The 20455-nt window shown below is 72.0% G+C and carries 23 protein-coding genes; 11 read left to right on the top strand and 12 right to left on the bottom strand.

The window, feature by feature from the left end; translation table 11 throughout:
• Positions 1-12: 12 nt before the first annotated feature.
• The 3 genes from QE381_RS11365 (at position 13) to QE381_RS11355 (ending at position 1790) form a co-directional block, all read left to right on the top strand.
• Positions 13-846: a DUF4097 family beta strand repeat-containing protein gene (locus QE381_RS11365; RefSeq protein ID WP_307218251.1), complete on the top strand. Its 834-nt coding sequence runs from the start codon at positions 13-15 to the stop codon at positions 844-846.
• Positions 843-1460, top strand: coding sequence for a PadR family transcriptional regulator (locus QE381_RS11360; protein ID WP_307218250.1), 618 nt, complete (start codon positions 843-845; stop codon positions 1458-1460). The genes QE381_RS11365 and QE381_RS11360 overlap by 4 nt, the downstream gene beginning before the upstream one ends.
• A 135-nt stretch (positions 1461-1595) precedes the next feature.
• Positions 1596-1790, top strand: a complete 195-nt coding sequence (locus QE381_RS11355) for a DUF3073 domain-containing protein (RefSeq protein ID WP_307218249.1) — start codon at positions 1596-1598, stop codon at positions 1788-1790.
• Between the two features lie 38 nt (positions 1791-1828).
• Here the strand turns inward: QE381_RS11355 and purF are convergent, their stop codons facing one another.
• Both purF and purM read right to left on the bottom strand, forming a co-directional pair.
• Positions 1829-3289, bottom strand: coding sequence for an amidophosphoribosyltransferase (gene purF / locus QE381_RS11350; protein WP_307218247.1), 1461 nt, complete (start codon positions 3287-3289; stop codon positions 1829-1831).
• 6 nt (positions 3290-3295) lie between these two features.
• Positions 3296-4423, bottom strand: coding sequence for a phosphoribosylformylglycinamidine cyclo-ligase (gene purM, locus QE381_RS11345; RefSeq protein WP_307218246.1), 1128 nt, complete (start codon positions 4421-4423; stop codon positions 3296-3298).
• Between the two features lie 138 nt (positions 4424-4561).
• Between purM and QE381_RS11340 the strand changes: the two genes are divergently transcribed.
• Positions 4562-5158: a zinc-binding alcohol dehydrogenase gene (locus QE381_RS11340; protein ID WP_307218245.1), complete on the top strand. Its 597-nt coding sequence runs from the start codon at positions 4562-4564 to the stop codon at positions 5156-5158.
• On the opposite strand, the gene QE381_RS11335 is transcribed toward QE381_RS11340, so the two are convergent.
• The 7 genes from QE381_RS11335 to QE381_RS11305 form a co-directional block, all read right to left on the bottom strand.
• The gene (locus tag QE381_RS11335) at positions 5155-5496 is read right to left on the bottom strand and encodes a potassium transporter Trk (RefSeq protein ID WP_307218243.1); all 342 of its coding nucleotides are present in this window, start codon (positions 5494-5496) and stop codon (positions 5155-5157) included. The two genes, QE381_RS11340 and QE381_RS11335, sit on opposite strands and share 4 nt — an antisense overlap.
• Before the next feature lie 148 nt (positions 5497-5644).
• Entirely contained in the window at positions 5645-7717 is a 2073-nt protein-coding gene (locus QE381_RS11330; RefSeq protein WP_307218241.1) for an HtaA domain-containing protein, read from the bottom strand.
• Between the two features lie 109 nt (positions 7718-7826).
• Positions 7827-8636 carry a heme ABC transporter ATP-binding protein gene (locus tag QE381_RS11325; protein WP_307218240.1) on the bottom strand — a complete coding sequence of 270 codons (810 nt, stop codon included), beginning with the start codon at positions 8634-8636 and terminating at the stop codon, positions 7827-7829.
• Complete coding sequence (locus QE381_RS11320; protein WP_373426938.1) at positions 8633-9691, bottom strand: FecCD family ABC transporter permease; 1059 nt, start codon at positions 9689-9691, stop codon at positions 8633-8635. The genes QE381_RS11325 and QE381_RS11320 overlap by 4 nt, the downstream gene beginning before the upstream one ends.
• Positions 9688-10791, bottom strand: a complete 1104-nt coding sequence (locus QE381_RS11315; protein WP_307218239.1) for a hemin ABC transporter substrate-binding protein — start codon at positions 10789-10791, stop codon at positions 9688-9690. Before QE381_RS11315 ends, QE381_RS11320 begins: the two co-directional genes overlap by 4 nt.
• The gene (locus QE381_RS11310) at positions 10788-11657 is read right to left on the bottom strand and encodes an HtaA domain-containing protein (RefSeq protein ID WP_307218238.1); all 870 of its coding nucleotides are present in this window, start codon (positions 11655-11657) and stop codon (positions 10788-10790) included. The genes QE381_RS11315 and QE381_RS11310 overlap by 4 nt, the downstream gene beginning before the upstream one ends.
• Before the next feature lie 96 nt (positions 11658-11753).
• Positions 11754-12122, bottom strand: coding sequence for a sterol carrier family protein (locus tag QE381_RS11305; RefSeq protein WP_307218237.1), 369 nt, complete (start codon positions 12120-12122; stop codon positions 11754-11756).
• Between the two features lie 33 nt (positions 12123-12155).
• Here QE381_RS11305 and purD point away from each other — a divergent pair, with 33 nt between their 5' ends.
• On the top strand, positions 12156-13421 hold the full coding sequence (gene purD, locus QE381_RS11300) for a phosphoribosylamine--glycine ligase (RefSeq protein ID WP_307218236.1): 1266 nt from the start codon (positions 12156-12158) through the stop codon (positions 13419-13421).
• Between the two features lie 79 nt (positions 13422-13500).
• Positions 13501-14802 (top strand): MFS transporter, encoded by a 1302-nt coding sequence (locus QE381_RS11295; protein ID WP_307218234.1) that lies wholly within the window; start codon positions 13501-13503, stop codon positions 14800-14802.
• Between the two features lie 36 nt (positions 14803-14838).
• Here QE381_RS11295 and QE381_RS11290 read toward each other — a convergent pair whose 3' ends face one another.
• Positions 14839-15198, bottom strand: coding sequence for an amino acid transporter (locus QE381_RS11290; protein ID WP_307218232.1), 360 nt, complete (start codon positions 15196-15198; stop codon positions 14839-14841).
• Positions 15195-15833, bottom strand: coding sequence for an acyl-CoA synthetase (locus QE381_RS11285; RefSeq protein ID WP_307218230.1), 639 nt, complete (start codon positions 15831-15833; stop codon positions 15195-15197). The genes QE381_RS11290 and QE381_RS11285 overlap by 4 nt, the downstream gene beginning before the upstream one ends.
• A gap of 108 nt (positions 15834-15941) precedes the next feature.
• Here QE381_RS11285 and QE381_RS11280 point away from each other — a divergent pair, with 108 nt between their 5' ends.
• From QE381_RS11280 to QE381_RS11260, 5 genes are all read left to right on the top strand, one after another.
• Positions 15942-16268 carry a heavy-metal-associated domain-containing protein gene (locus tag QE381_RS11280; protein ID WP_307218228.1) on the top strand — a complete coding sequence of 109 codons (327 nt, stop codon included), beginning with the start codon at positions 15942-15944 and terminating at the stop codon, positions 16266-16268.
• A 211-nt stretch (positions 16269-16479) separates the two neighbouring features.
• On the top strand, positions 16480-17154 hold the full coding sequence (locus tag QE381_RS11275; RefSeq protein ID WP_307218226.1) for a DUF2461 domain-containing protein: 675 nt from the start codon (positions 16480-16482) through the stop codon (positions 17152-17154).
• Between the two features lie 18 nt (positions 17155-17172).
• The gene (locus QE381_RS11270) at positions 17173-18006 is read left to right on the top strand and encodes an SDR family NAD(P)-dependent oxidoreductase (protein ID WP_307218225.1); all 834 of its coding nucleotides are present in this window, start codon (positions 17173-17175) and stop codon (positions 18004-18006) included.
• 75 nt (positions 18007-18081) lie between these two features.
• The gene (locus tag QE381_RS11265; RefSeq protein ID WP_307218223.1) at positions 18082-18246 is read left to right on the top strand and encodes a hypothetical protein; all 165 of its coding nucleotides are present in this window, start codon (positions 18082-18084) and stop codon (positions 18244-18246) included.
• 6 nt (positions 18247-18252) lie between these two features.
• The gene (locus tag QE381_RS11260) at positions 18253-18705 is read left to right on the top strand and encodes a PPOX class F420-dependent oxidoreductase (protein WP_307218221.1); all 453 of its coding nucleotides are present in this window, start codon (positions 18253-18255) and stop codon (positions 18703-18705) included.
• A 200-nt stretch (positions 18706-18905) separates the two neighbouring features.
• On the opposite strand, the gene QE381_RS11255 is transcribed toward QE381_RS11260, so the two are convergent.
• Positions 18906-20363: an HNH endonuclease signature motif containing protein gene (locus tag QE381_RS11255; protein ID WP_307218220.1), complete on the bottom strand. Its 1458-nt coding sequence runs from the start codon at positions 20361-20363 to the stop codon at positions 18906-18908.
• Positions 20364-20455 lie beyond the last annotated feature (92 nt).

The following is a 20455-nucleotide window of genomic DNA, read 5'->3' as shown; positions in this document are numbered from 1 at the left end:
GGAATGGCAGACATGACACCGGAGAAGTGGCTCATCCACCCCGGAGAGACGAGGGTGATCGATCTCGACGACGTCCGGGCGGCCAAGATCGGGCTGGTCGGCGGCCAGGTCGATGTCGTCGTGCACGACGAACCCGGCATGCGGATCGAGGTGCACTCGGTGACGGTCAAGGATCTCCGGATCGAGGTCGCGGACGGCAACGTCGAGATCGACCACCCCCAGCTGCGCTGGGACAACTTCCTCGAGGTGTTCCGCAACTTCGGCAGCGGGGGCCCCGCGGCCGATGTGAGCGTCGCCGTGCCCCGCACGCTCGCGCTCACGCTGGGCGTGGTCAGCGCCGGGGCGCTCGTCTCCGGGCTCGAGGGGAAGACGCGCCTCAACACGGTCTCCGGCGACATCATCGTCGACGGGCACCGCGGCGAGCTCGCGATCAACTCGGTCTCCGGAGACGTCCAGATCCGCGACCTCGACGGCGGGCTGAACGCCAACAGCGTCTCGGGCGACATCGCGGTCACGGGCAGGATCACCGAGGCGACGGTCGACACGGTCTCGGGAGCCGTGCTGATCGACGCCCACGGCCCCGTGCACCGGATCGGGCTGAACTCCGTCTCGGGCGACGGCACGATCCGCCTCGACGCCCGGCATCCCGCCAACTACGTCGTGCGCAGCGCGAGCGGCCGCGTGCAGCTCGACGGCGAGGTGCGCAGCGGCAAGGGCGGCCCGATCACGAACTACGTCGGATCGCGCGGCGAGCTCAGCGGGGCGTTCGTCGACCTTCGCGCCAACTCCGTCTCGGGCGACCTCACGATCGTCCGCCGTACCGGGGACTCCGAGGACGAGCGATGAGCCCGGTGTTCTCGCATGGCGACCTGCGCCTCTACCTGCTGAGCCTGCTCGAAGACGGCCCCCGGCACGGATACGACCTGATGACCGCACTCACCGAACGCACCGGCGGCACCTACACGCCGAGCGCCGGCACGATCTACCCCCGCCTCGCGAAGCTCGAGGAAGAGGGCCTCGTGACCAAGACGGTCGATGGCCGCAAGACGGTCTACGCGATCACGGACGCCGGACGCGCCGAGGTCGCCGCCCGGACCGACGATCTCCAGGACATCGAAGCGGGCCTCGCCGACTCCGTGCGCCTCATCGCCGACCAGGTGCGCGGCAGTGTCACGGCCGCCATGAAGAGCCTGCGCGCCGATCTCGCCGCCGCTGCCGCCGCGGACCGGCGCGGGGACATCCCCCGCCCCGAGCCGGAGCCCGAGTCCGACGCCCGGACCCGCACCCGCGAGCAGATCCGCCGCGCCGAGACGCTGCTGGCCGAGTTCCGCGGCCAGGTGCGGGCCGACCTGCGCACGCACGCGGCCCGCGGCGGCGAGGTGGCCGCGGGCATCGTGGACGATCTCGCCGCGGCCCTGGACGCCGCGGCCCGCGAGGTGACGCGAAGGCTTCGCGGATGAGGCGGCCGCCGACGCCGTCGGCCCCGGCCGCCGTGATACCCTGAGTGCTACTCTTCCCGGTGCGATACAACCGGAATCGTGAATGCGGCGGGCCCAGGCGAACGCTCGCGACATCAGAACATGAGGGGGTCTCGCATGGGGCGTGGCCGTCAAAAGGCGAAGCACACCAAGATCGCCCGTGAACTCAAGTACGACACCTATTCGGTGAACTACGCGGCCTTGGAGCGCGAGCTCGGGCACCCGAGTGACGGCGAAGACGAGTATGTCGACAAGTGGGCAGACGAGTACGCCGACGAAGACGAGGACGAAGAGCGAGTCGACGCGCGCTGACGCGACGCTCGCCCGGGCGGACGTGGCCGGTTTCCGCCTCAGGAGGTCTGGGTGCCCTCGACCCAGTCGAGGTACTCCTGGGTCACGGTTCCGGTCACGTACCGGCCGTCGAAGCAGCTCATGTCGAGGTCCTCGACATCCGAGCCCTCCAGGATGGCCGCTTTGAGGTCCTCGACCTCCTGGTAGACCATGTAGTCGGCCCCGAGCTCGGTCGCGATCTCGGGGATCGTGCGGCCGTGAGCGACGAGCTCGTGGCGCGAGGGCATGTTGATCCCGTAGACGTGCGGGAAGCGCACGGGCGGCGCGGCGCTCGCGAAGGTCACCGAGGTGGCTCCCGCATCCCGCGCCATCTGGATGATCTCCTTGCTCGTCGTGCCGCGCACGATCGAGTCGTCGATCAGCAGCACGTTCTTGCCCTTGAACTCGCTCGACATCGCGTTCAGCTTCTGCCGCACGCTCTTCTTGCGCACCGCCTGTCCCGGCATGATGAACGTGCGTCCGACGTAGCGGTTCTTGTAGAAGCCCTCGCGGTACTCGATGCCGAGCTTGCGCGCCACCTGCATCGCCGCAGGGCGGGCCGAGTCCGGGATCGGCATGACCACGTCGATGGATCCCTGCGGGGTGTAGCGGGCGATCGTGTCCGCCAGCCGATCGCCCATGCGCAGCCGCGCCTCGTACACCGAGATGCCGTTCATGATCGAGTCGGGCCGCGCGAGGTAGACGTACTCGAACGAGCACGGGACGAGCTTCGGGTCGGAGGCGCACTGCCGCGTGTGCAGCGTGCCGTCGAGGTCGATGAACACGGCCTCGCCCGGCAGCACGTCGCGGACGACGTCGAACCCGGCGTTCTCGAGCACGAGCGACTCGGAGGCGACGATCCACTCGTACTTGCCGTTCTCGGCCTGCCGCGTGCCGAGGATGAGAGGCCGGATGCCGAAGGGGTCGCGGAAGGCGAGCAGACCGTAGCCCGCGAGCAGCGCGATCGTGGCGTACGACCCCTCCACCCGCTCGTGGACGCGGGAGACGGCCTGGAAGATCTGCTCGGGGTCGAGCTCGAGCCCGCCGATCGCGGCCTGCAGCTCGTTGGCCAGCACGTTCACGAGCAGCTCGGTGTCCGAGCTCGTGTTGAGGTGACGGCGGTCCTTGTGGAACAGCTCGTCGGTGAGCTCACGGGTGTTGGTGAGGTTGCCGTTGTGCACGAGGACGATGCCGTAGGGCGCGTTGACGTAGAACGGCTGGGCCTCCTCCTCGCTGGAGGCCGTGCCCTTCGTGGCATAGCGGCAGTGACCGAGACCGATGGTGCCCAGCAGCGACCGCATGTCGCGGGTGCGGAACGCCTCGCGCACCTGGCCGCGTGCCTTGTGGGAGTGGAACACCCCGTTGGGCTCGGCGGTCGCGATCCCCGTCGAATCCTGCCCCCGGTGCTGCAGCAGGAGCAGCCCGTCGTAGATGTCCTGGTTGACCGGACCCTGCCCGACCATGCCGACGATTCCGCACATGTGGTGTTAGTTCGCTCCGTCTCGGGGGGTGCCGGCGTAGCCGCCGACCAGGCGCACCGCGCCGCCGTCGACGCCCTTGGCACCTTCGACCCAGTCGCCGCCGGGGCGCACGCCGTCGCGCACGACACCGGCCTGCCACGCGTCGATGCCGTCGCGCGCGAGGGCGGCGATGGCCGCATCCGCCCGCTCCGGGGCGACGACCGCAAGGAATCCGATGCCGAGGTTCCACGTGGCCTCGGTGTCGGAGATCGCGAGGTCGCCCAGGTCGGCGAGCACCTGGAAGACGGCGGGCGGCGCCCACGTGGCACGGTCGAGCTCGGTCCACGCGCCGCGCGGGAGGACGCGCGCGAGATTGGCGGCGATGCCGCCGCCCGTGACGTGGCTGAGGGCGCGCAGATCGTCGCCGAGCTCGTCGGACAGGCGCAGCAGCGGCGCGGTGTACAGCCGCGTCGGCTCGAGGAGAGCCTCTCCCCAGGTCGTGCCGAAGTCGGCCGCCTGGTGGCCGTAGGAGATGCCGGCGCGCGCGACGATGTGCCGGACGAGGGAGTAGCCGTTCGAGTGGAGGCCGCTCGAGGCGAGCGCGATCACGACGTCGCCGGAGCGCACGCGCTCAGCGCCCAGCACCCGGCTCGCCTCGACGAGGCCGGTCGCAGCCCCCGCGACGTCGTAGTCGTTGATGCCGAGCAGACCGGGGTGCTCCGCGGTCTCCCCGCCCACGAGGGCGGTGCCGGTCTCGGCGCATCCGGCGGCGATGCCGCGGACGACGTCGGCGATGCGTTCCGGGAAGACCTTTCCGCACGCGATGTAGTCGGTCATGAACAGCGGCGTGGCGCCCACGACGACGATGTCGTCGACGACCATGCCCACGAGATCGATGCCGATCGTGTCGTGCTTGTCGATCGCCTGGGCGATCGCGACCTTCGTGCCGACGCCGTCGGTGCTGGTCGCGAGCAGCGGACGTTCGTAGGCCCTGAGGGCGGACACGTCGAAGAGGCCGGCGAACCCGCCGACGCCTCCGAGGACCTCCGGACCCTGGGTGCGACGCACGGCCGACTTCATCAGCTCGACAGCGAGGTCTCCGGCGGCGGTGTCGACACCGGCCTCGGAGTAGGGATCGTGGGATGGGGCGGCCACGCGAACAGCCTACCGGCGCTGCACCCGTGCCCGGTCATGCGAGCGGAGACGTCCGGGGAGCGGACCCGGGAGCGGTCCCCGGACGGCGTCCGGCCCGGCGCTCCCCGCAGGCTCCGGGCGCACGCCTACAATGGCGGCATGCACAGCGGCGGGGGCCCGGTCCGCGAGGACGCGAGCGAAGCCGTGCTCCTCGCGCTGTATCTCCGTCAGGCGCTCGGGCTCCGGTCGCCGGAGGAACTGCCGTCGCTCCGCGGCGTCGCACGGCTGGAGCCGCAGCGCACCGACGACGAGCAGGCGCTCCTCGAACGTCAGTGGCGCGAGTACTGGGCCATGACGGTCGAACCGCAGGCTCACCCCTCTCCGGTCCCCCTCGCCCTCGTCGACGGCTTCGACACGCTCGTGGCACTGCCCGCCGACGGCGCACGGCAGCTGCGCGAGGCGATCCGGCCATTGGCCGCGGAGGCCGTGAGGTATGCGCAGGACGCGCACGCCGCGTACCTCGCCCGCGCGGCCGACGCGCCGGCGAGCCGCTCCTACGCGGGCGCGATCGCACAGCATGAACGTCAGGCGGGCCGCCCCGCGCATCCGTTCGAGCTGACCGTGCAGGTGCTTCCGCTCGCGCAGCGGGGACTCTGGTGGATCGGCTCGCTCACGGTCGCGGTGACGGACGGGCTTCGGGAGGACGTCGCCGCCTTCGACACCGCGATCCGCCCGATCATCGCGGAGCTGGCTTAGTCCTCTTCGACCCGGACCCGTTCGCGATCGACGCGCACCTCGCGGGTGCGGCGGCCGACGGTACGGTCGAGCACGAGCGCGACGAGCGCGCCGAACCCGAGGCCGACCGCCACACCGGCCAGGGCGAGGAACCCGAAGACCTGCATGGCGGAGTACTGAACCCCGATCTCGCTGGGCTGATCCGTGCCATGGAAGGCGAGGGTGAGGATGCCGGCGACCGCGACGCCGAGCAGGGCGCCGAGCACGAGGAAGAGGCCGAACCGGGGCACACGACGCACACGCACCGTCTCGAGGTGGTCCTCGACGGTGACGCGGGGTTCGCTCGGCTGCTCAGCCATCCCCCCATCCTCTCACCCCACCGCCCCTCGCCCCACCTCCCAAGACCGCGAGACCAGTCCGCCGCGCCGAGACCGGTGGTTTTCCCACCGGTCTCGGCGCGCGGAACTGGTCTCGCGGTCAGGCGCGGTCAGGCGCGGTCAGGCGCGGTCAGGCGCGGGCGCGACGGCGGACGGCGAGCGTGCCGACGCCGAGCACGAGCATCGCGAGGCCGATCCACGCCAGGTCGATCGGCGCGTCGCCGCCCGTGGCGGCCAGCGCACCGTTCGTCGTGCCGTCGCACGACACCTGGACGCCCAGCGGGAAGGCGAACGACACCGGGTCGAGCGCCGTGCCCGCAGGGTAGAAGGCGTTGCCGTTGTAGCTGAACAGCTGCGATCCCGCGCTGGTGAGCGACGCCGAGGCGTCCGACCACGAGATGCGGTCCGCCGACACGGATGCCGCCGGCAGCGACAGCGAGGCGATCGCGATGGTGCCCGCCGAGGTCGTGGCGTACAGGGTCGCCGAGGTCGTGCTGTCGACCTGCACCCGCAGCTGCGAGAGCGAGACGTCCAGCACGCCGGAGTGACCCGTGTAGCGCACGGTGCCCGAGTAGGTCACGCTGCCGCGGTTGTCGGCCGTGTTGTAGGCGCCCGAGCCGGTGCCCCACGAGCCCGAGATCGAGCCCTTGGCGATCGGTCCGTTGATGTAGCTGACGAACGACTGCTTCATGCCCCACTCGATCGTGGCACCGGACACCGACTGCGCGACACAGACCTTCTCGACGACCGGCACGGGTGCCGCGGTCACGGTGACGGGTGCGCTGAGGCTGACCCCGGGCGCGGTGACGACGATCGTGTGACTCGTCCCCTGCAGGTTCGTGGGGATGATGCCGGTGACGGAGAAGGCCCCCGTCCCGCCGATCAGCGCCGTGCCGAGCGTCACGGGGTCGGAGTGGATCTCGACGGTCGCGAGCGCGCCGGCCGGGAATCCGATCCCGCTGACGGTCACGGTGTCGCCGGCCTGCAGCGTGGTCGAGCTGACCGTGATCTTGGGCTCCGTGAAGGAGAGCGCCACGGACTTCTCGTTGACGGCCTGCACCACTCCGCCGGCACCCGTGGTGAACACGGAGAGCGTTCCCCCCTCGAGCTTCTTCGCGTCCAGCGTCGCCTTGTCGATCGTCACGGTCCACGTGAAGGACGCGGTCCCATCACCGTTGTCGGTCCACTTCACATACGGCGACGCGGTCTCCACACCCTGCACCCACGCCGAGTACGCGTTCGTACGGGCCGACGACGCCGCCCCCTCGGACGGACGCCACGTCGGTGCGAGCCACCCGATCTGCGCATAGAAACCCGCAGCCCTCCCCGCCGTCGGACCATACAGACCCTTCGCACTCGTGTCATACCCCACACCCGTCACCGTGATCGTGCTCGATGCGGGGTCGAGTCCGGCCGTCTGCGAGACGGTCAGGGTCGGCGTGGGCGTGACGGGCCCGGCGGTCGTGGCCGTCACGGTGAAGGGCAACTCCTCCGACGCCGACGCGGCGAAGAGCGCGGCATCGGCGGGCGTGAAGACGGCGCGCAGGCTCAGCGAGCCGACCGGCAGCGTCGAGATCGTGCGGGCGGCGCTGCCGTCCGCGACGGCGGCCGTGCCGAGCGAGGCCGTCCCCGCGAAGAACTCGACCGATCCGGCGGCATCCGCCGGCGACACCGTCGCGGTGAGCGTGACGTCCGCGCCCTCAGCGGCCGTCGTGGCCGGATCGACGCCGAGCGAGGTCTGCGTCGCGGTCGCCGGGGCGGCCGCGTAGACGATCGGCGTCGTGGTGGTGTTGGTCGTGTTCGCGATGCCGTGGGCGCCGCGCGTGACGATCGAGTACCCCGCACCGGAGTACGCCGGGACGGGGACGGAGAGCGAGAAGTCGCCCGCTGCCGACATCGGCGCCGTGTCGCCCTGCGGGGTGCTGGCCGCGACGTTGGTGTCGTCGACCCAGACCGTGTAGGTGTCGGTCGACGTGCCGTCCGCATGCACGCTGAGATAGATGCCGAACCCCGACGCGTCGAAGCCCGATCCGGTCACCGTGACGTTGCCCCCGGAGCGGGGCGCCTGCGTCGCGGTGACGGTGGCGACGGATGCCGCCGCGGCAGGCAGCGCGACGCCGACGACGGCGGCAGCGGCGACCAGCGCGGCCGTCACGATGCTCGCGAGCGTGCGCCGGAGCGCGCTCTTTCTGGATATGTGCACGGGTGTACTCCTCGGGAGGCGCCGAACGGCGGAACGTGTGCCCAGCAAAGGTGGGTCTTACTTAGGTTAGGCTAACCATTCCTATCCATATGAATCGGCTACCCGATCGTTATGAAACGCCGACGCGACCCTCATCGCCACGGCGGGGGAGGACGATCGGCCGGCCCGTGTCCGGGTCGGGCATCACGCGGACCGGCGTCCCGTAGACGTGCGCGATGCGCGGCTCCGTGAGCACATCGGCGGGTGTGCCGAACGCGACGATCCGGCCGTCGTGCACCATCGCGACCTCGTCGGCGTACGCGGCGGCGAGCGACAGGTCGTGCAGCACGACGACGATCGCGCGACCCTCGGAGGCCAGCTCGCGGGCGATGCGCAGCACGTCCTCCTGATGCCGGAGGTCGAGCGCGGCGGTGGGCTCGTCGAGCAGCACGACGGGGGTGTCCTGCGCGAGCACCCGGGCGAGCGACGCCCTCGCGCGCTCCCCGCCGGAGAGCGAGGAGAACGCGCGATCCGCGAGATGCGCCACGTCCGTCCGCGCCAGGGCGGCGGCGATCGCCGCCTCGTCGGCGCCGAGAGACCCGCCGCGGACGCCCACCCAGGGCGCCCGCCCCATCTCGACGACCTCCGCCGTCGAGAACGAGAACGCCACCTGGTTGAACTGCAGCAGCACGGCACGCCGGCGGGAGAGCTCGCGGGCGCTGTGCGAGGCGATCGGCCGGCCGTCCAGCAGTGCGGCGCCGGAGGTCGGCCGGAGGTCCCCGCTCAGAACTCCGAGCAGGCTCGACTTGCCGGCGCCGTTGGGGCCGACGAGCGCGAGGACCCGGCCGTACCGGACGGCGAGCTCGACGTCCGCCAGGATCGTGACCGCCTCGATGCGGTACCCGACGCCGGCGAGCGCGTAGGCGACATCCGTGTTCACGCCCAGCCTCCCGCCTTGCGTCGACTGCGTCGGATGAGCCAGTAGAAGAACGGGCCGCCGATGAGCGAGGTCAGCACCCCGATCGGCAGGTCGGCGGAGGGGACGAGCGTGCGCGCCAGCAGATCCGCGTAGACGAGCAGCATGCCGCCGCCGAGCAGCGAGATCAGGATGAGCGACCGGTTCGCAGGGCCCAGCAGCATGCGCACGAGGTGCGGCACGACGAGCCCGACGAACGCGATGATGCCCACGAAGGCGACCGCGACGCCCGTCATGAGCGCGACGAGCACGATCGACACGACGCGCAGTCGCTCCACGCGCACGCCCAGATGGGATGCCGTGCGCTCACCGAGTGCGAGGAGGTCGTACTGGCGCGCGAGAACGATGGCGCCGGTCACCGCGGCGGCGCCGACGACCACCACGATCAGCACCTCCGGCCATCGGGAGCCGTTCATCGAACCGAGCTGCCAGAACACGATCTGCTCGCGCGTGGCCGTGTTGCCGGCGAACATCAACAGCGCGAGGCCCGCCCCGCCGAAGGCATTGACGGCGATGCCGGTGAGGATGAGGGTGACCGACTCCGTGCGTCCCTGTGCGCGCGCCGTGGAGTAGACGACGAGCGTCGCCGCGAGGCCTCCGGCGAAGGCGAGCACGGCCGGAGTCCACGACCCGAACGTGGAGAGCCCCAGCACGATCGCCAGCGCGGCACCCAGCGCCGCGCCCGAGGAGACCCCCACGACGCCCGGCTCGGCCAGGGGGTTGCCGAAGATCGCCTGCATGACGGCCCCCGCGACCGCGAGCAGCGCCCCCACCAGCAGCGACATCACGATGCGCGGGAAGCGGATCTGCCACAGCGTCTGCTCGATGAGCGGATCCGTCGGCGCCCAGCCATTGGGGATGCCGACCGCCCGCAGCACGGAGCCGACCACCTCGGCCGGTCCGATCGGAAGCTGGCCCAGCCCGGCCGAGAGCACGACACCGATCAGCAGCGCCGCCGCCGTGACGACGACCACGGTCGTCCGGCGGACCGCAGACGACCCTCGTGCGGCGACGCTCACGATCCCGCCGCGGCAGGGGCATAGATCGCCCGGGCCAGCGCGTCCAGGACGGCCGCGGAACGCGGACCGAAGGAGAGGATCTGCCCGTCCGCCATGTCGACGAAGCGACGGTTCTGCCCCGCGGTCGTGAGGGCGATCGCAGGCTTGTCCTGAAGCAGGCCGTCGACGCCTCCGACGGAGGCCAGCCCGTCCGTCATCACGAGGATGAGGTCGGGATCGGCGGCGACCATGGCCTCGTCGGTCATCGGCTTCATGCCGCCCCAGCCGAGCTGGCCGGCCACGTCGACGCCGCCGAGCGCGGTGATCAGCCGGTCGGCCCCCGATTCCTCCCCGAAGAGGTAGTAGACGCCCGCGGAGCCGCGCAGGTACAGGAAGATCATGCGCAGCTTGCGGTCCTCCGCGGTCGGCGCGATGCGCGCGATCTCGGCGGTCGTGGCGGCGACCTGCGCCGCCGTCTGAGCGGCGAGCGCCTCGCCCGCCGCTGGCGCGCCGAAGACCGCGGCGACGTCGCGGGCGAGCTGCTCGGCGCCCTCGAACGAGGACTCGTTGCGGACGGCGACGACGGTGATGCCGACATCCCGCAACTGCTCGACCACGTCGCGCGGTCCGATGCTGCCGTCGGTCAGCACGAGGGTGGGCCGCAGCGCGATGACCGCCTCGGCGTTGATCGTGTGCCCGCTGCCGGTGACGACGGGAAGGTCCACGGCGCCCGGGAAGGTGGTGGAGATGTCGCGGCCCACGAGCGTGTCCCCGAAGCCGAGGCCCCAGACCGTCGCCGCGAGTGAGCCCGACAGGCTCAGCGCCACGACGCGCGACGTGTCGGCGACGGTCACGGGGCGGTCGCCGCCCTGGTCGTGCGAGACCACCTGCGCCGGCAGGCTCTGCGTGCGATCGGCGTCGACGACCTCGACCGCGGCGTTCGAGATGACCGCCGTCGAGGGCCCCTGGTAGGCCTTCGGGTCGGAAAGGACCTGGAGCTCGGACAACGGGGTCGCGTCGACGGGCGCGGCGGTCTGGCCGGCGGGGGTCGCCGCGGTGCAGCCGACGAGGGTCGCCGCCACGACCAGCGCCGCGATGCCCGCGAGCAGCCGCCCCTTCACGACCGGGCTCCGTCGTCACGCGAGTCCGCGGCAGCGACACGGCGCCGAGCCCGCACGACCAGCACCGCGACCAGCCCGCCGCCGAGGAGCGCGGCGACGAGGACGGGAGCGAGCCAGGCCCACAGCGTGGCGACCGGGTCGACCTGCATGTCGTCGGCCACGGCGAGCGCGGTGACGGTCGGCTCCGGCGTCGCCGCCACGGATGCGGACGCCGGCGCAGCGCACGTGAGCCCGATCGTGACCGTCAGCGGGTCGAACGCCGTGCCGGTCTCGTAGTTGGGGAACGCGGCGAAGCCCTGCTCGGTGATCGCGGTCGGGACGGATGTCGCGGACACGCCGGTCTCGGCGATGCTCGGGGGCGAGGCGGCGAGGTCGAGCGTGACGAACGGCACCTGCGCCGAGGTGTGGACGTTGCTCGCGTTGCCGGCGAGCGCGTCGTCCATCGTGACGCCGCTGACGTCGAGGAGCAGCTGGGCCGTTCCGTCGCCGGGGAAGACGAGGGTCGGCTGCGCGATCGTCGTGTCCAGCAGGCCGTTGTGCCCGGTGAAGCGGATCGAGCCGTCGAAGTGGACGGTGCCGGTGCCGGTCGCCGGATCGAAGGTCCCGCCGGCTGCCGGCCAGCCGAAGTCGGGCGTCGTGTAGGTGGCGGGCGCGGTCGGCGTCCATGAGCCGTTCGCGATCGTGCCCGAGATGTAGGAGCGGAACGACTCCTTGAAGCCCCAGCTGAGCTGGCCGCCGTCGACCGTGCAGGACGCGGGCTCGGCCGCCGTCACCGGCGCCGCGACGGCCGGCGCCACGGCGAGACCGGGCGCGAGGAGACCCGCCACGAGCGCCGCGGCGAGGAGGAGGAGAGGACGTCGGCGCATGCGCGACTTCCGATCTGCGAGAGGGACTCGGGAAGGATAGGCAAGCCTAACCTTCTATCGACTTTACCCGAGGCGCAGGGAACGACCCATACCGGGTCAGTAACGAAGCGGCAGGAGGGCGGCGAGGTCGGCGCGCGTGCCGGAGGCGTGGATACGGCCGGTGGCCGCGGCATCCCCCCACGACTCCGCACCGGTCGCGAGCGCGATCCAGGTCTCGGGGTCCAGCTCGACGACGTTCGGCGGCGTGCCGCGGGTGTGCCGCGGTCCCTCGATGACCTGCACGGCCCCGAAGGGCGGCACCCTCACCTCGACCGTGTGTCCGGGCGCCTTCTCGGCCAGCAGCTGCAGCAGGTAGCGCACGGCGGTGGCACGATCCGCGCGGGCCGGGAGTCCACCGGCGTCCCTCCGCTCCGCCAGCGCCGCGAGGGCGCCGCGTCCGTCCTCGGTCGAGATCCCACGCGCCATGGCCTCCACGGTACGCGCGGATAGGCTGGCGGGGTGAGAATCCTGGTCCTCGGCTCGGGCGCGCGCGAGCACGCCATCATCCTCGCCCTCCGCGACGAAGCGGCGCACCACGAGGTGTTCGCCGCACCCGGCAACGCCGGCATCGGGCGCGACGCGACGCTGCTCGAGATCGACCCCGACGATCCGGTCGCGGTCGCCGACTACGCCATCTCCGGCTCGATCGACCTCGTGATCATCGGGCCGGAGGCGCCGCTCGTGGCCGGCGTCGCCGATGCGCTCCGCGAGCGCGCCATCCCAGTGTTCGGACCGGGCAAGGCGGCCGCGCAGCTCGAGGGCTCCAAGGCGTTCGCGAAGCGCGTCATGGACGCGGCGGGCGTGCCGACCGGGCGGGCGGTGCACGCGCACAGCCGAGCCGAGGTCGAGGCGGCCCTCGACGAGCTCGGGGCGCCGCACGTCGTGAAGGCCGACGGCCTCGCCGCGGGCAAGGGCGTGATCGTCACGACCGACCGTGACGCCGCCCTCGCGCACGCCGAGACGTACCTGCCGACCGGGCCCGTGCTCGTTGAGGAGTTCCTCGCCGGCCCCGAGGTGTCGCTGTTCTTCCTCAGCGACGGCGACACCGTGCGCCCCCTGAGCCCGGCGCAGGACTACAAGCGGCTCGGCGACGGGGACGCCGGTCCCAACACCGGCGGCATGGGCGCGTACTCGCCGCTGCCGTGGCTCGACGAGCGGTTCGGCAGCGAGACGGCGTTCGTGGACCTCGTCACGCGCGAGGTCGCGGAGCCGGTCATCCGACAGCTGGATGCCGAGGGCACCCCCTTCATCGGATTGCTCTACGCCGGGCTCATCGTGACCGAGCAGGGCGTCAAGGTCATCGAGTTCAACGCCCGTTTCGGCGACCCCGAGACCCAGGTCGTGCTGCCGCGGCTCGTCGACCCCCTCTCGGAGCTGCTGCTGGCCGCGGCCACCGGCACCCTCGAGGATGCGCCGCGTCCGAGGTTCGCCGACACCGTCGCCGTCACGGTCGTGCTGGCCAGCGAGGGCTACCCGCAGGCCCCCATCGCGGGACGCCCCCTCGGAGGGCTGGACGCGGCTGCGGCGGTCGAGGGCGTGCACCTGGCGCACGCCGCCACGGCGGAGCGCGACGGCGCGATCGAGGCGACCGGGGGCCGGGTGCTCAACGTCGTCGCACGGGGCTCGAGCTTCCGCGAGGCGCGCGAGCGGGCGTACCGGGCGGTGGGGGAGATCACGCTCGAGGGCGGGCAGCACCGCACGGACATCGCGGACCGGGTCGTGTGATCCGCCCCGAGCGGATGCGTCTGCGCCGAGGGGCACACCCCGGCGTCGCGGACACGCCCCTTCGGGACAGTGACGACGGGTGAGCGACTCCCTCGACCCGGGAACCCGCCGGATGCTGTGGCGCTTCGCGCCCATGATCTACGGACCGACGCTGCTGTTCGGCCTCGGCGAAGGAGCACTTCTGCCGCTTCTGCCGGTCATCGCCGCCGGCCTCGGCGCCGATGTGTCGGAGGCCGCGCTCGTCGCCTCCGTCATCGTCGTCGCGCGGCTGATCGGCAACCTGCCCGCCGGGTGGGCGGTGGCCCGCATCGGCGAGCGCTGGACGATGGGCGCCGCAGGCCTTCTCGCGCTCATCGGCGTGGGCGCGACGATCTTCGCCTCCTCGATCGCGATGCTGTGCGCCGCCGTGTTCGTGGTCGGGCTGTGCTCATCGGCCTTCGGGCTGGCCCGCCACGCGTTCATGACGATGCGCGTGCCGCTCGGATACCGCGCCCGGGCGCTGTCGATGCTCGGCGGCGCCTACCGCCTCGGCATGTTCACCGGCCCCTTCGCGGCCGCCGGCCTGCTCGCGCTCTTCGCGTCGCCGCTGGCTGCGGCCTGGTTCTTCGCCGCGTGCCTGGCCGTCCTCGTGCTGCTCGTCGCGTTCGGCACGGACCCGGAGGAGCAGATCGCGGCCGAAGGGCTCACGCCGGTGCCCACCGGCCCGCGGATCGCGGACGACCTGGCCGATGACTCCGGCGAGTCGACCACCGGCTCGATCCCCGCGGCCGAACGCGTGGGCGTCTTCCGTTCGCTGTGGCGCCACCGCGCCGTGCTGGCGCGGCTCGGCCTCGCGGCGGCATCCCTCTCCGGAATCCGTCAGGCCCGCATCTACCTGCTGCCGCTGTGGGGCGTCTCGCTCGGGCTGGACGCCCAGACCATCGCGCTGGTCATCGGGCTCACCGGCGCGCTCGAGTTCACGCTGTTCTACGCATCCGGTCAGATCATGGATCGCTGGGGTCGCCTCTGGGCGTCGCTGCCGTCGATGCTGCTCATGAGCGCCGCCTTCCTGGGTCTGGCGTTCACGCACGACCTCGACGCCCGCTTCGGCTGGTTCGTCGCGGCGGCGACCGTCATCGGGATCGGCAACGGCCTGTCCAGCGGCATCCTCATGACGCTCGGCGCGGACCTCGCCCCGCCCGCCGATCCGGCGCCGTTCCTCGGCTCGTGGCGCACGCTGACGGATGCGGGTGGCGCAGCCGCACCCCTGCTGGTCGCGGGGGCGACCGCCCTCTGGAGTCTGCCGGCCGCGACGGCCGTCATCGGCATCCTCGGGTTGTTCGGCGCCTTGGGGTTCTGGCGCTACGTGCCGCGATACGTGCCCCGCCCGCCGCGGCGCTGAGCCGGTCTCAGCCGCGTCGGCGACCCGCGCTCAGGCTCAGGCTCGATCCGACGGGCCGGACGCGCCGTCGGCATCGGCATCGCCGGTCTCGCCCGCGCCGCGAGGGGTCCCCGCGTCATCCGGCGGGAGCAGCAGGGGGCGATCGATCGTCCGCGTCACGTCGGCGGGATCGACGACGAGCACGAGGAGGGCGATCACGAGCAGCGTCACGATGAACGTGATGCCCGCGACCACGAGCGCGAGCACGAGGGCTCGCTGGATCTCATCGGCGGGGTGGGCTTGGAAGAAGCCCATCGAGACGAGCGTGACGACACCGGCGAACAGCGCCGCCACGAAGGCGAGACCGAGCAGCTGGATCGGGCGCATGAGCGCGCGCCGGGTGGGTTCTGGGGTCATGCGTGGCCGTCCTCGATCGGCGCCGGGTCCCGACGCGGCGAGAACCCGGCGATCGCCAGGTAGACCGCGACGATCGCCGCGTATCCACCGAACAGACCGACCGCGATCGTGATGCCGGTGAGGGTGAAGCTCTGGTGGGCGTCCTCGATGTAGTACTCGAGCGCATATTGGGGCGAGACGAGCAGCGTGCCGAGAGCGAGCAGCACCCCGAACACACCGACAGTGAGTCCGTCGCGGGCGACGCCGCGGGCGACGGAGTGCACGGGGGCGCGCCGGAACGCCCGGAAGCCCGCGATGCCCTCGAAGAGCCCCGTGACGAGTGCCCACACGATCACGAGCACGAAGAACATCACGGTGGAGCGCAGCGGAGGCAGGCCGCCGATCATGCCGGCGGCGGCGGAGAGCACGCCGAGCAGGACGGGCAGTGCCCGGCTGCCGGCGGGATAGACCAGCCAGGCGGCGAGCAGCAGCACGAGCCCGCTCGCGATCGCGAACCCGCTGAACACCGACAGGCCCACCGCGGCCGAGTGATCCGACGAGAACGTCACCATGACGGCTGCGATAGCCGCGAAGAAGGCGCGCGCGAGCTGCACATGGCGCACCTCGAAGGCGCGGGCGGCGGGAGCAGCGGACACAGCGGTTTCCTGAGTGACGGGAAGGATGCCCCCAGTCTAGGTCGTGCGCGCCTGCGCACGCGCTGCACACGACTCCCTCCTGATACCCCTCGGGGGTATGATGTCGCCATGGCTGAACAACGGATCGAGCTCGGACGACCGGATGTCGCGGTCTCCGCGGGCTGCGCATGTCACGGCTCCCACGGAGCCGTGACGACCTCTCCCGCGGTGGACGCGGCGACTGTCGTGACCGACCTTCCGGTCGACGGAATGACCTGCGACCACTGCATCCGTGCGGTGACGACCGAGCTGCGCGCGCTGCCGGGCGTCGACGCGGTCGAGGTCGAGCTCGTCGCCGGCGGGACATCGCGCGTGCGGGTGCACAGCGAGCGACCGCTGGATGCGGCTGCCGTGGCGGGGGCGATCGACGAGGCCGGATACACTCTCCACGCCTGAGGCACCCCGGCGCCCGGCGCCCACACCGCATCAGGCCATGTCGCGAGATCAGGCAGGTTGCCGCGGCTTTCGGCCTGCCTGCGCCACGTGGCCTGATCCGACGACGATCAGCCATCCGGTGACGAGTGTCCATCCGAGACGATCGGCCGATGCCGAGACTCGCGACGGCGGCGCATCCCCATCCGACGCGGCGCCCGCGTACGATCGCAGCGTGGACTTCGCTGGGCTGCACCCGGATGCCGTCGCCTTCTACGCCGAGCTCGCCGGCGACAACTCGAAGCGGTGGTGGGCGGCGAACCGGGACCGGTACGACGAGCACGTGCGCGGTCCGTTCGAGGCGCTCGGCGCGGCGCTCGAGCCCGAGTTCGGGCCGGTCAAGATCTTCCGCCCCTATCGCGATGTGCGGTTCAGCGCCGACAAGACACCGTACAAGCTGCACATCGGCATGGTGACTCGGGCACCGATCGCGCACTACGTGCAGTTCTCGGACGAGGGGCTGCTCACGGGCGGCGGGGTGTACCAGGTTCCGACGCCAGCGCTCGCGCGTTTCCGCCAGATCGCGGACGATGCACGCACCTGGGGCGACCTGGAGGCCACGCTCGACGAGCTGCGCGAGCTCGGCTTCGAGCCCATGCGCGACGACGAGCTGAAGACGGCGCCGCGCGGCTTCACCGCCGCTCATCCCCGCATCCATCTCCTGCGGCTCAAGCGGCTCGCCGTGGGCCGGAGCGAGGAGGCGGCGGATTGGATGTGGCAGCCGGACGCGGCAGAGGCGATCGCGCAGCGGTGGCGCGCGGTGTCGCTCTGGTGCGAATGGCTGCAGGAGAACCTCGAGGAGGAGCTCGCCGAGGCCGCCTCACCGGTGAGGCGCGGGCGAGGCGGCTGAGGGCGAGAGGAGACCGTCATGGGCGAGGACGTCGTGCGCGGGGCGAGGGTGCTCATCACGGGCGGCGCGCGCGGGATGGGCGAGCTGTACGCACGGCGAGCGGTCGCGGGGGGCGCGCGCTCGGTCGCCCTGTGGGACATCGACGCGCCGGCGGTCGTAGCCCTCGCCCGGGACCTGTCGGCGTCGGGCGTGGATGTGCGCGGCTACCGGGTCGACGTGTCGCAGCGGGACGACATCGGCGCGGCCGCGCAGACGCTGCGCGCCGAGCTGGGGGTCCCCGACATCCTCGTCAACAATGCGGGCGTCGTCCGCGGTGCGCCCTTCTGGGAGCACGACCCGGAGCGCGACATCGAGGCGACGATCCGGATCAACACGCTCGCCGCGATGTGGCTGACCCGCGAGTTCCTCCCGGAGCTGATCGCGGACCGCGACCGCGCCAAGCGCATCCTGAACATCGCCTCGGCCGCAGGGACGCTCGCGAACCCGAACATGAGCGTGTACGCGGCGTCGAAGTGGGCCATGATCGGCTGGAGCGAGTCTCTCCGACTCGAGCTGGCGCGCGCAGGCCACCGGCACATCTCCGTCACGACGTTCTGCCCGAGCTACGTGTCGACCGGCATGTTCGCGGGCGCGCGAGGCCCGCTGCTGACGCCGATCCTGACCCCGAGGCAGGCGACGCATGCAGCCTGGCGCGGGATGCTGCGCGGCACGCCGCTCGTCCTGCGTCCGTGGACGGTGAAGCTGGCGATGGCGCTGCGGGGAGCACTGCCGACCCGTGCGTGGGATGCGGTGGCCGGCCGGGTCTTCCACGTCTACTCCTCGATGGACCACTTCACGGGTCGCGCGCACTGACCCCGCACGCAAGGGGCTGCACGCCGGACCCGATGGGTCGTACTGTGGGCGCACAGGTGAGCGGAGAGGGAGACCGTGTTCGGTGAGAGACGGCGCGAGCAGCGCGAAGAAGAGGCAGCGGTCGCCGAGTCGGAGGCGCAGGCTGCCGCGGCTGTCGAGGCGAGCGAGGCGGACGACTCGTCGGTCGACCCCGACGAGGAGCTCGAAGCCGACGAGGAGCCGCTCCCGCGGGAGCGGTGACCGGGGATGACACAGGATGCGGCGCGTGCGCCGAGCGAGGCTGACTGGGCGGCTATCGGCGCGGCGCCGTTCGTGCTGCTCGGCACCTACCGCAAGACCGGTGAGCTCGTGTCGGTGCCGGTCTGGATCGCGCCCGACGGCGACGCGCTCGTCGTGACCTCGGAGCGCGAGACCGGGAAGGTCAAGCGTCTGCGACGCGACCCACGGGTGCTGCTGCAGCCGTGCGGGCGGGCCGGGAAGCCCGCACCGGAGGGCCCTGTCGTGATGGCGACCGGCCGGATCCTCGGCGCCGCCGACGAGCATCCGGCGGCGGGCCGCGCGTTGCGGGCGAAGTACGGCTGGCAGTACGGAGCGATCCTCGGTGTGGAGCGGTTCGTGCGTCGCGTGCAGCGGCGCGCCGGCGATCGCGTCATCCTGCGGATCGAGCGGCTCTCCGCCGAAGAGCCGCCGGAGCGATGATGCCGTGCAGCGGGATGCTGCCGAGCACCGTGAACACCATGACCTCGAGCGAGGCGAACGCCTCGTCGCCGCGATGCCCCAGCGTTCGAGACGGTGAGCGACCACGGACCACAGCGCGACGACCGATAGGCCCGTCAGGAGGATGAGCGGCACGGGGGTGACTTCTTCTCTCGGTGCGTGTCTGTCACCGGCGCACCGCCTCAGAAGGGCGGAGGTCCATCCCGGCCGGTGGCGGTACGGCTCGCCCCGGGCGGCGCTTCTTGATCGTCGGGGATGAAGGTGACGGGGGGTGCGGGGACATCGGTGTACACGCGTCCGGAGGGGGAGGTCCAGTGCAGGGTCCCACCCTCGTGCTGGGTGACGTGCCAGGGGGTGAACTGTTTCATGGAGTGGTGGCGCTGGCACAGGTGGGCGAGGTTGCCCCGGTGCGTCTTCCCCCCTTTGGCCCAGTCCCGGGTGTGGTCGAGTTCGCAGCGGATCGCGGCAAGGCGGCACCCGGGGAACCGGCAGTGCTGGTCTCTGGCGCGCAGGAACCTGTCCAAAGACGCGGGGCGTTGGTACGTGTCGACCTCCACCACCGACCCCGTCACCGGGTGGGTGAGCAACCGCTCCAACGGGTGCGCGGTCGTGCCGAGCAGTCTCCGTGCCGTGACCGGGTCGATCGGTGCATGGCCGGTCAGATCCGCCGGGCCGTCGTCGGTGGCAAGGGCGGTGAGCGCAGGGACTGTGACCTGCACTCTCGCGCGGATCGCGCCCAGCACGCCCGGTCCGTCTCCTTCGCGGGTGGGATCCGCGTACGGGTCACCGGTCAAGAGCATGTCGGTGAGGATGTCCGCCCGGATCTGATCCATCCCCCGCTCGTCCGACGCGACCACATCCGTCGGGACCAGGCTCTCGTAGAACCCGTTCGGAGAACCGTCGCCCGCACCCCCTCCGCTCGCCTCGCCTCCATGCTGGCCCGCACGCTCATCCGAGCGCTGGGCTCTGCGGGCCCGGGCCCGGGTGCGGGCGTCGTCGACCGCCCGACCCTGCGCCGTCAACCGGTCGTACACCGCATGCGCCAACAACGACGGGAGCGTCGCGATGAGCTCCGCCATCCCCTCCCCCACATCCGCCACCCGCACACACCGGGTCTCACGAGCCTGCGCGTGACGTTCCGCGAAGGACCGCGGATGCAACCGCTCCGCCACCACCGCCAACCGCCCCCGGGCACGATTGGGCGTCTCCGCCTCGCACACCCCCACCGCAGCCTCCGCGAACACGAGCCGTGCCGCCGCAGGCAGGGGAGCACCCAGCTCGGTGATCACCGCCACGTGCCCCCGGGTGATCCTGCCCGCTTCCCACGCCGCCACCACATCCGGGTACGACGCCACCAGATCCCCCGCCTCCACGACCTGACGCTGCGCCCACCGATCCGTCACCCGCAACACCCCCGCGACCTCCGCCGCCACACCTCGAAGCGCGATGTCCTGCGCCACGACGGCGACCGGCTCGCCCGCGGTCAGGCGATCGACGAGATCCCCCGCACGCGCCAGCGCCCGCGCACGCGCCGCCTCACCCGCACAGATCACCGCCTGCGCCGACTCCAACTCACGCACGAGCGACGCCAGCTCCGCCCACTGCCCGTCGGTGAAACCGACTCCTGCGCTCCGCGCCATCGCGCGTGCCCCTTCCCTCTGCGTCACCACACCCCGACGGCGCGAGGAACGCGCTCGCCGCCCCGATCCGCCGCGGGCACTCGACGAACCGG

The organism is Microbacterium sp. SORGH_AS_0888, from assembly GCF_030818905.1.
GTDB lineage: Bacteria > Actinomycetota > Actinomycetes > Actinomycetales > Microbacteriaceae > Microbacterium.
The sequence above is the reverse complement of the archived record's forward strand: the minus strand, read 5'-3'. Positions and strand labels throughout refer to the sequence as shown.

What these genes read in the sequence shown, in the direction of transcription:
- QE381_RS11365 (WP_307218251.1), top strand. Translation starts at nt 13, where the DNA reads ATGACACCGGAGAAGTGGCTCATCCACCCCGGAGAGACGAGGGTGATC.
- QE381_RS11360 (WP_307218250.1), top strand. Translation starts at nt 843, where the DNA reads ATGAGCCCGGTGTTCTCGCATGGCGACCTGCGCCTCTACCTGCTGAGC.
- QE381_RS11355 (WP_307218249.1), top strand. Translation starts at nt 1,596, where the DNA reads ATGGGGCGTGGCCGTCAAAAGGCGAAGCACACCAAGATCGCCCGTGAA.
- purF (WP_307218247.1), bottom strand. Translation starts at nt 3,289, where the DNA reads ATGTGCGGAATCGTCGGCATGGTCGGGCAGGGTCCGGTCAACCAGGAC.
- QE381_RS11340 (WP_307218245.1), top strand. Translation starts at nt 4,562, where the DNA reads ATGCACAGCGGCGGGGGCCCGGTCCGCGAGGACGCGAGCGAAGCCGTG.
- QE381_RS11335 (WP_307218243.1), bottom strand. Translation starts at nt 5,496, where the DNA reads ATGGCTGAGCAGCCGAGCGAACCCCGCGTCACCGTCGAGGACCACCTC.
- QE381_RS11310 (WP_307218238.1), bottom strand. Translation starts at nt 11,657, where the DNA reads ATGCGCCGACGTCCTCTCCTCCTCCTCGCCGCGGCGCTCGTGGCGGGT.
- QE381_RS11305 (WP_307218237.1), bottom strand. Translation starts at nt 12,122, where the DNA reads ATGGCGCGTGGGATCTCGACCGAGGACGGACGCGGCGCCCTCGCGGCG.
- QE381_RS11290 (WP_307218232.1), bottom strand. Translation starts at nt 15,198, where the DNA reads ATGACCCCAGAACCCACCCGGCGCGCGCTCATGCGCCCGATCCAGCTG.
- QE381_RS11280 (WP_307218228.1), top strand. Translation starts at nt 15,942, where the DNA reads ATGGCTGAACAACGGATCGAGCTCGGACGACCGGATGTCGCGGTCTCC.
- QE381_RS11270 (WP_307218225.1), top strand. Translation starts at nt 17,173, where the DNA reads ATGGGCGAGGACGTCGTGCGCGGGGCGAGGGTGCTCATCACGGGCGGC.
- QE381_RS11260 (WP_307218221.1), top strand. Translation starts at nt 18,253, where the DNA reads ATGACACAGGATGCGGCGCGTGCGCCGAGCGAGGCTGACTGGGCGGCT.
- QE381_RS11255 (WP_307218220.1), bottom strand. Translation starts at nt 20,363, where the DNA reads ATGGCGCGGAGCGCAGGAGTCGGTTTCACCGACGGGCAGTGGGCGGAG.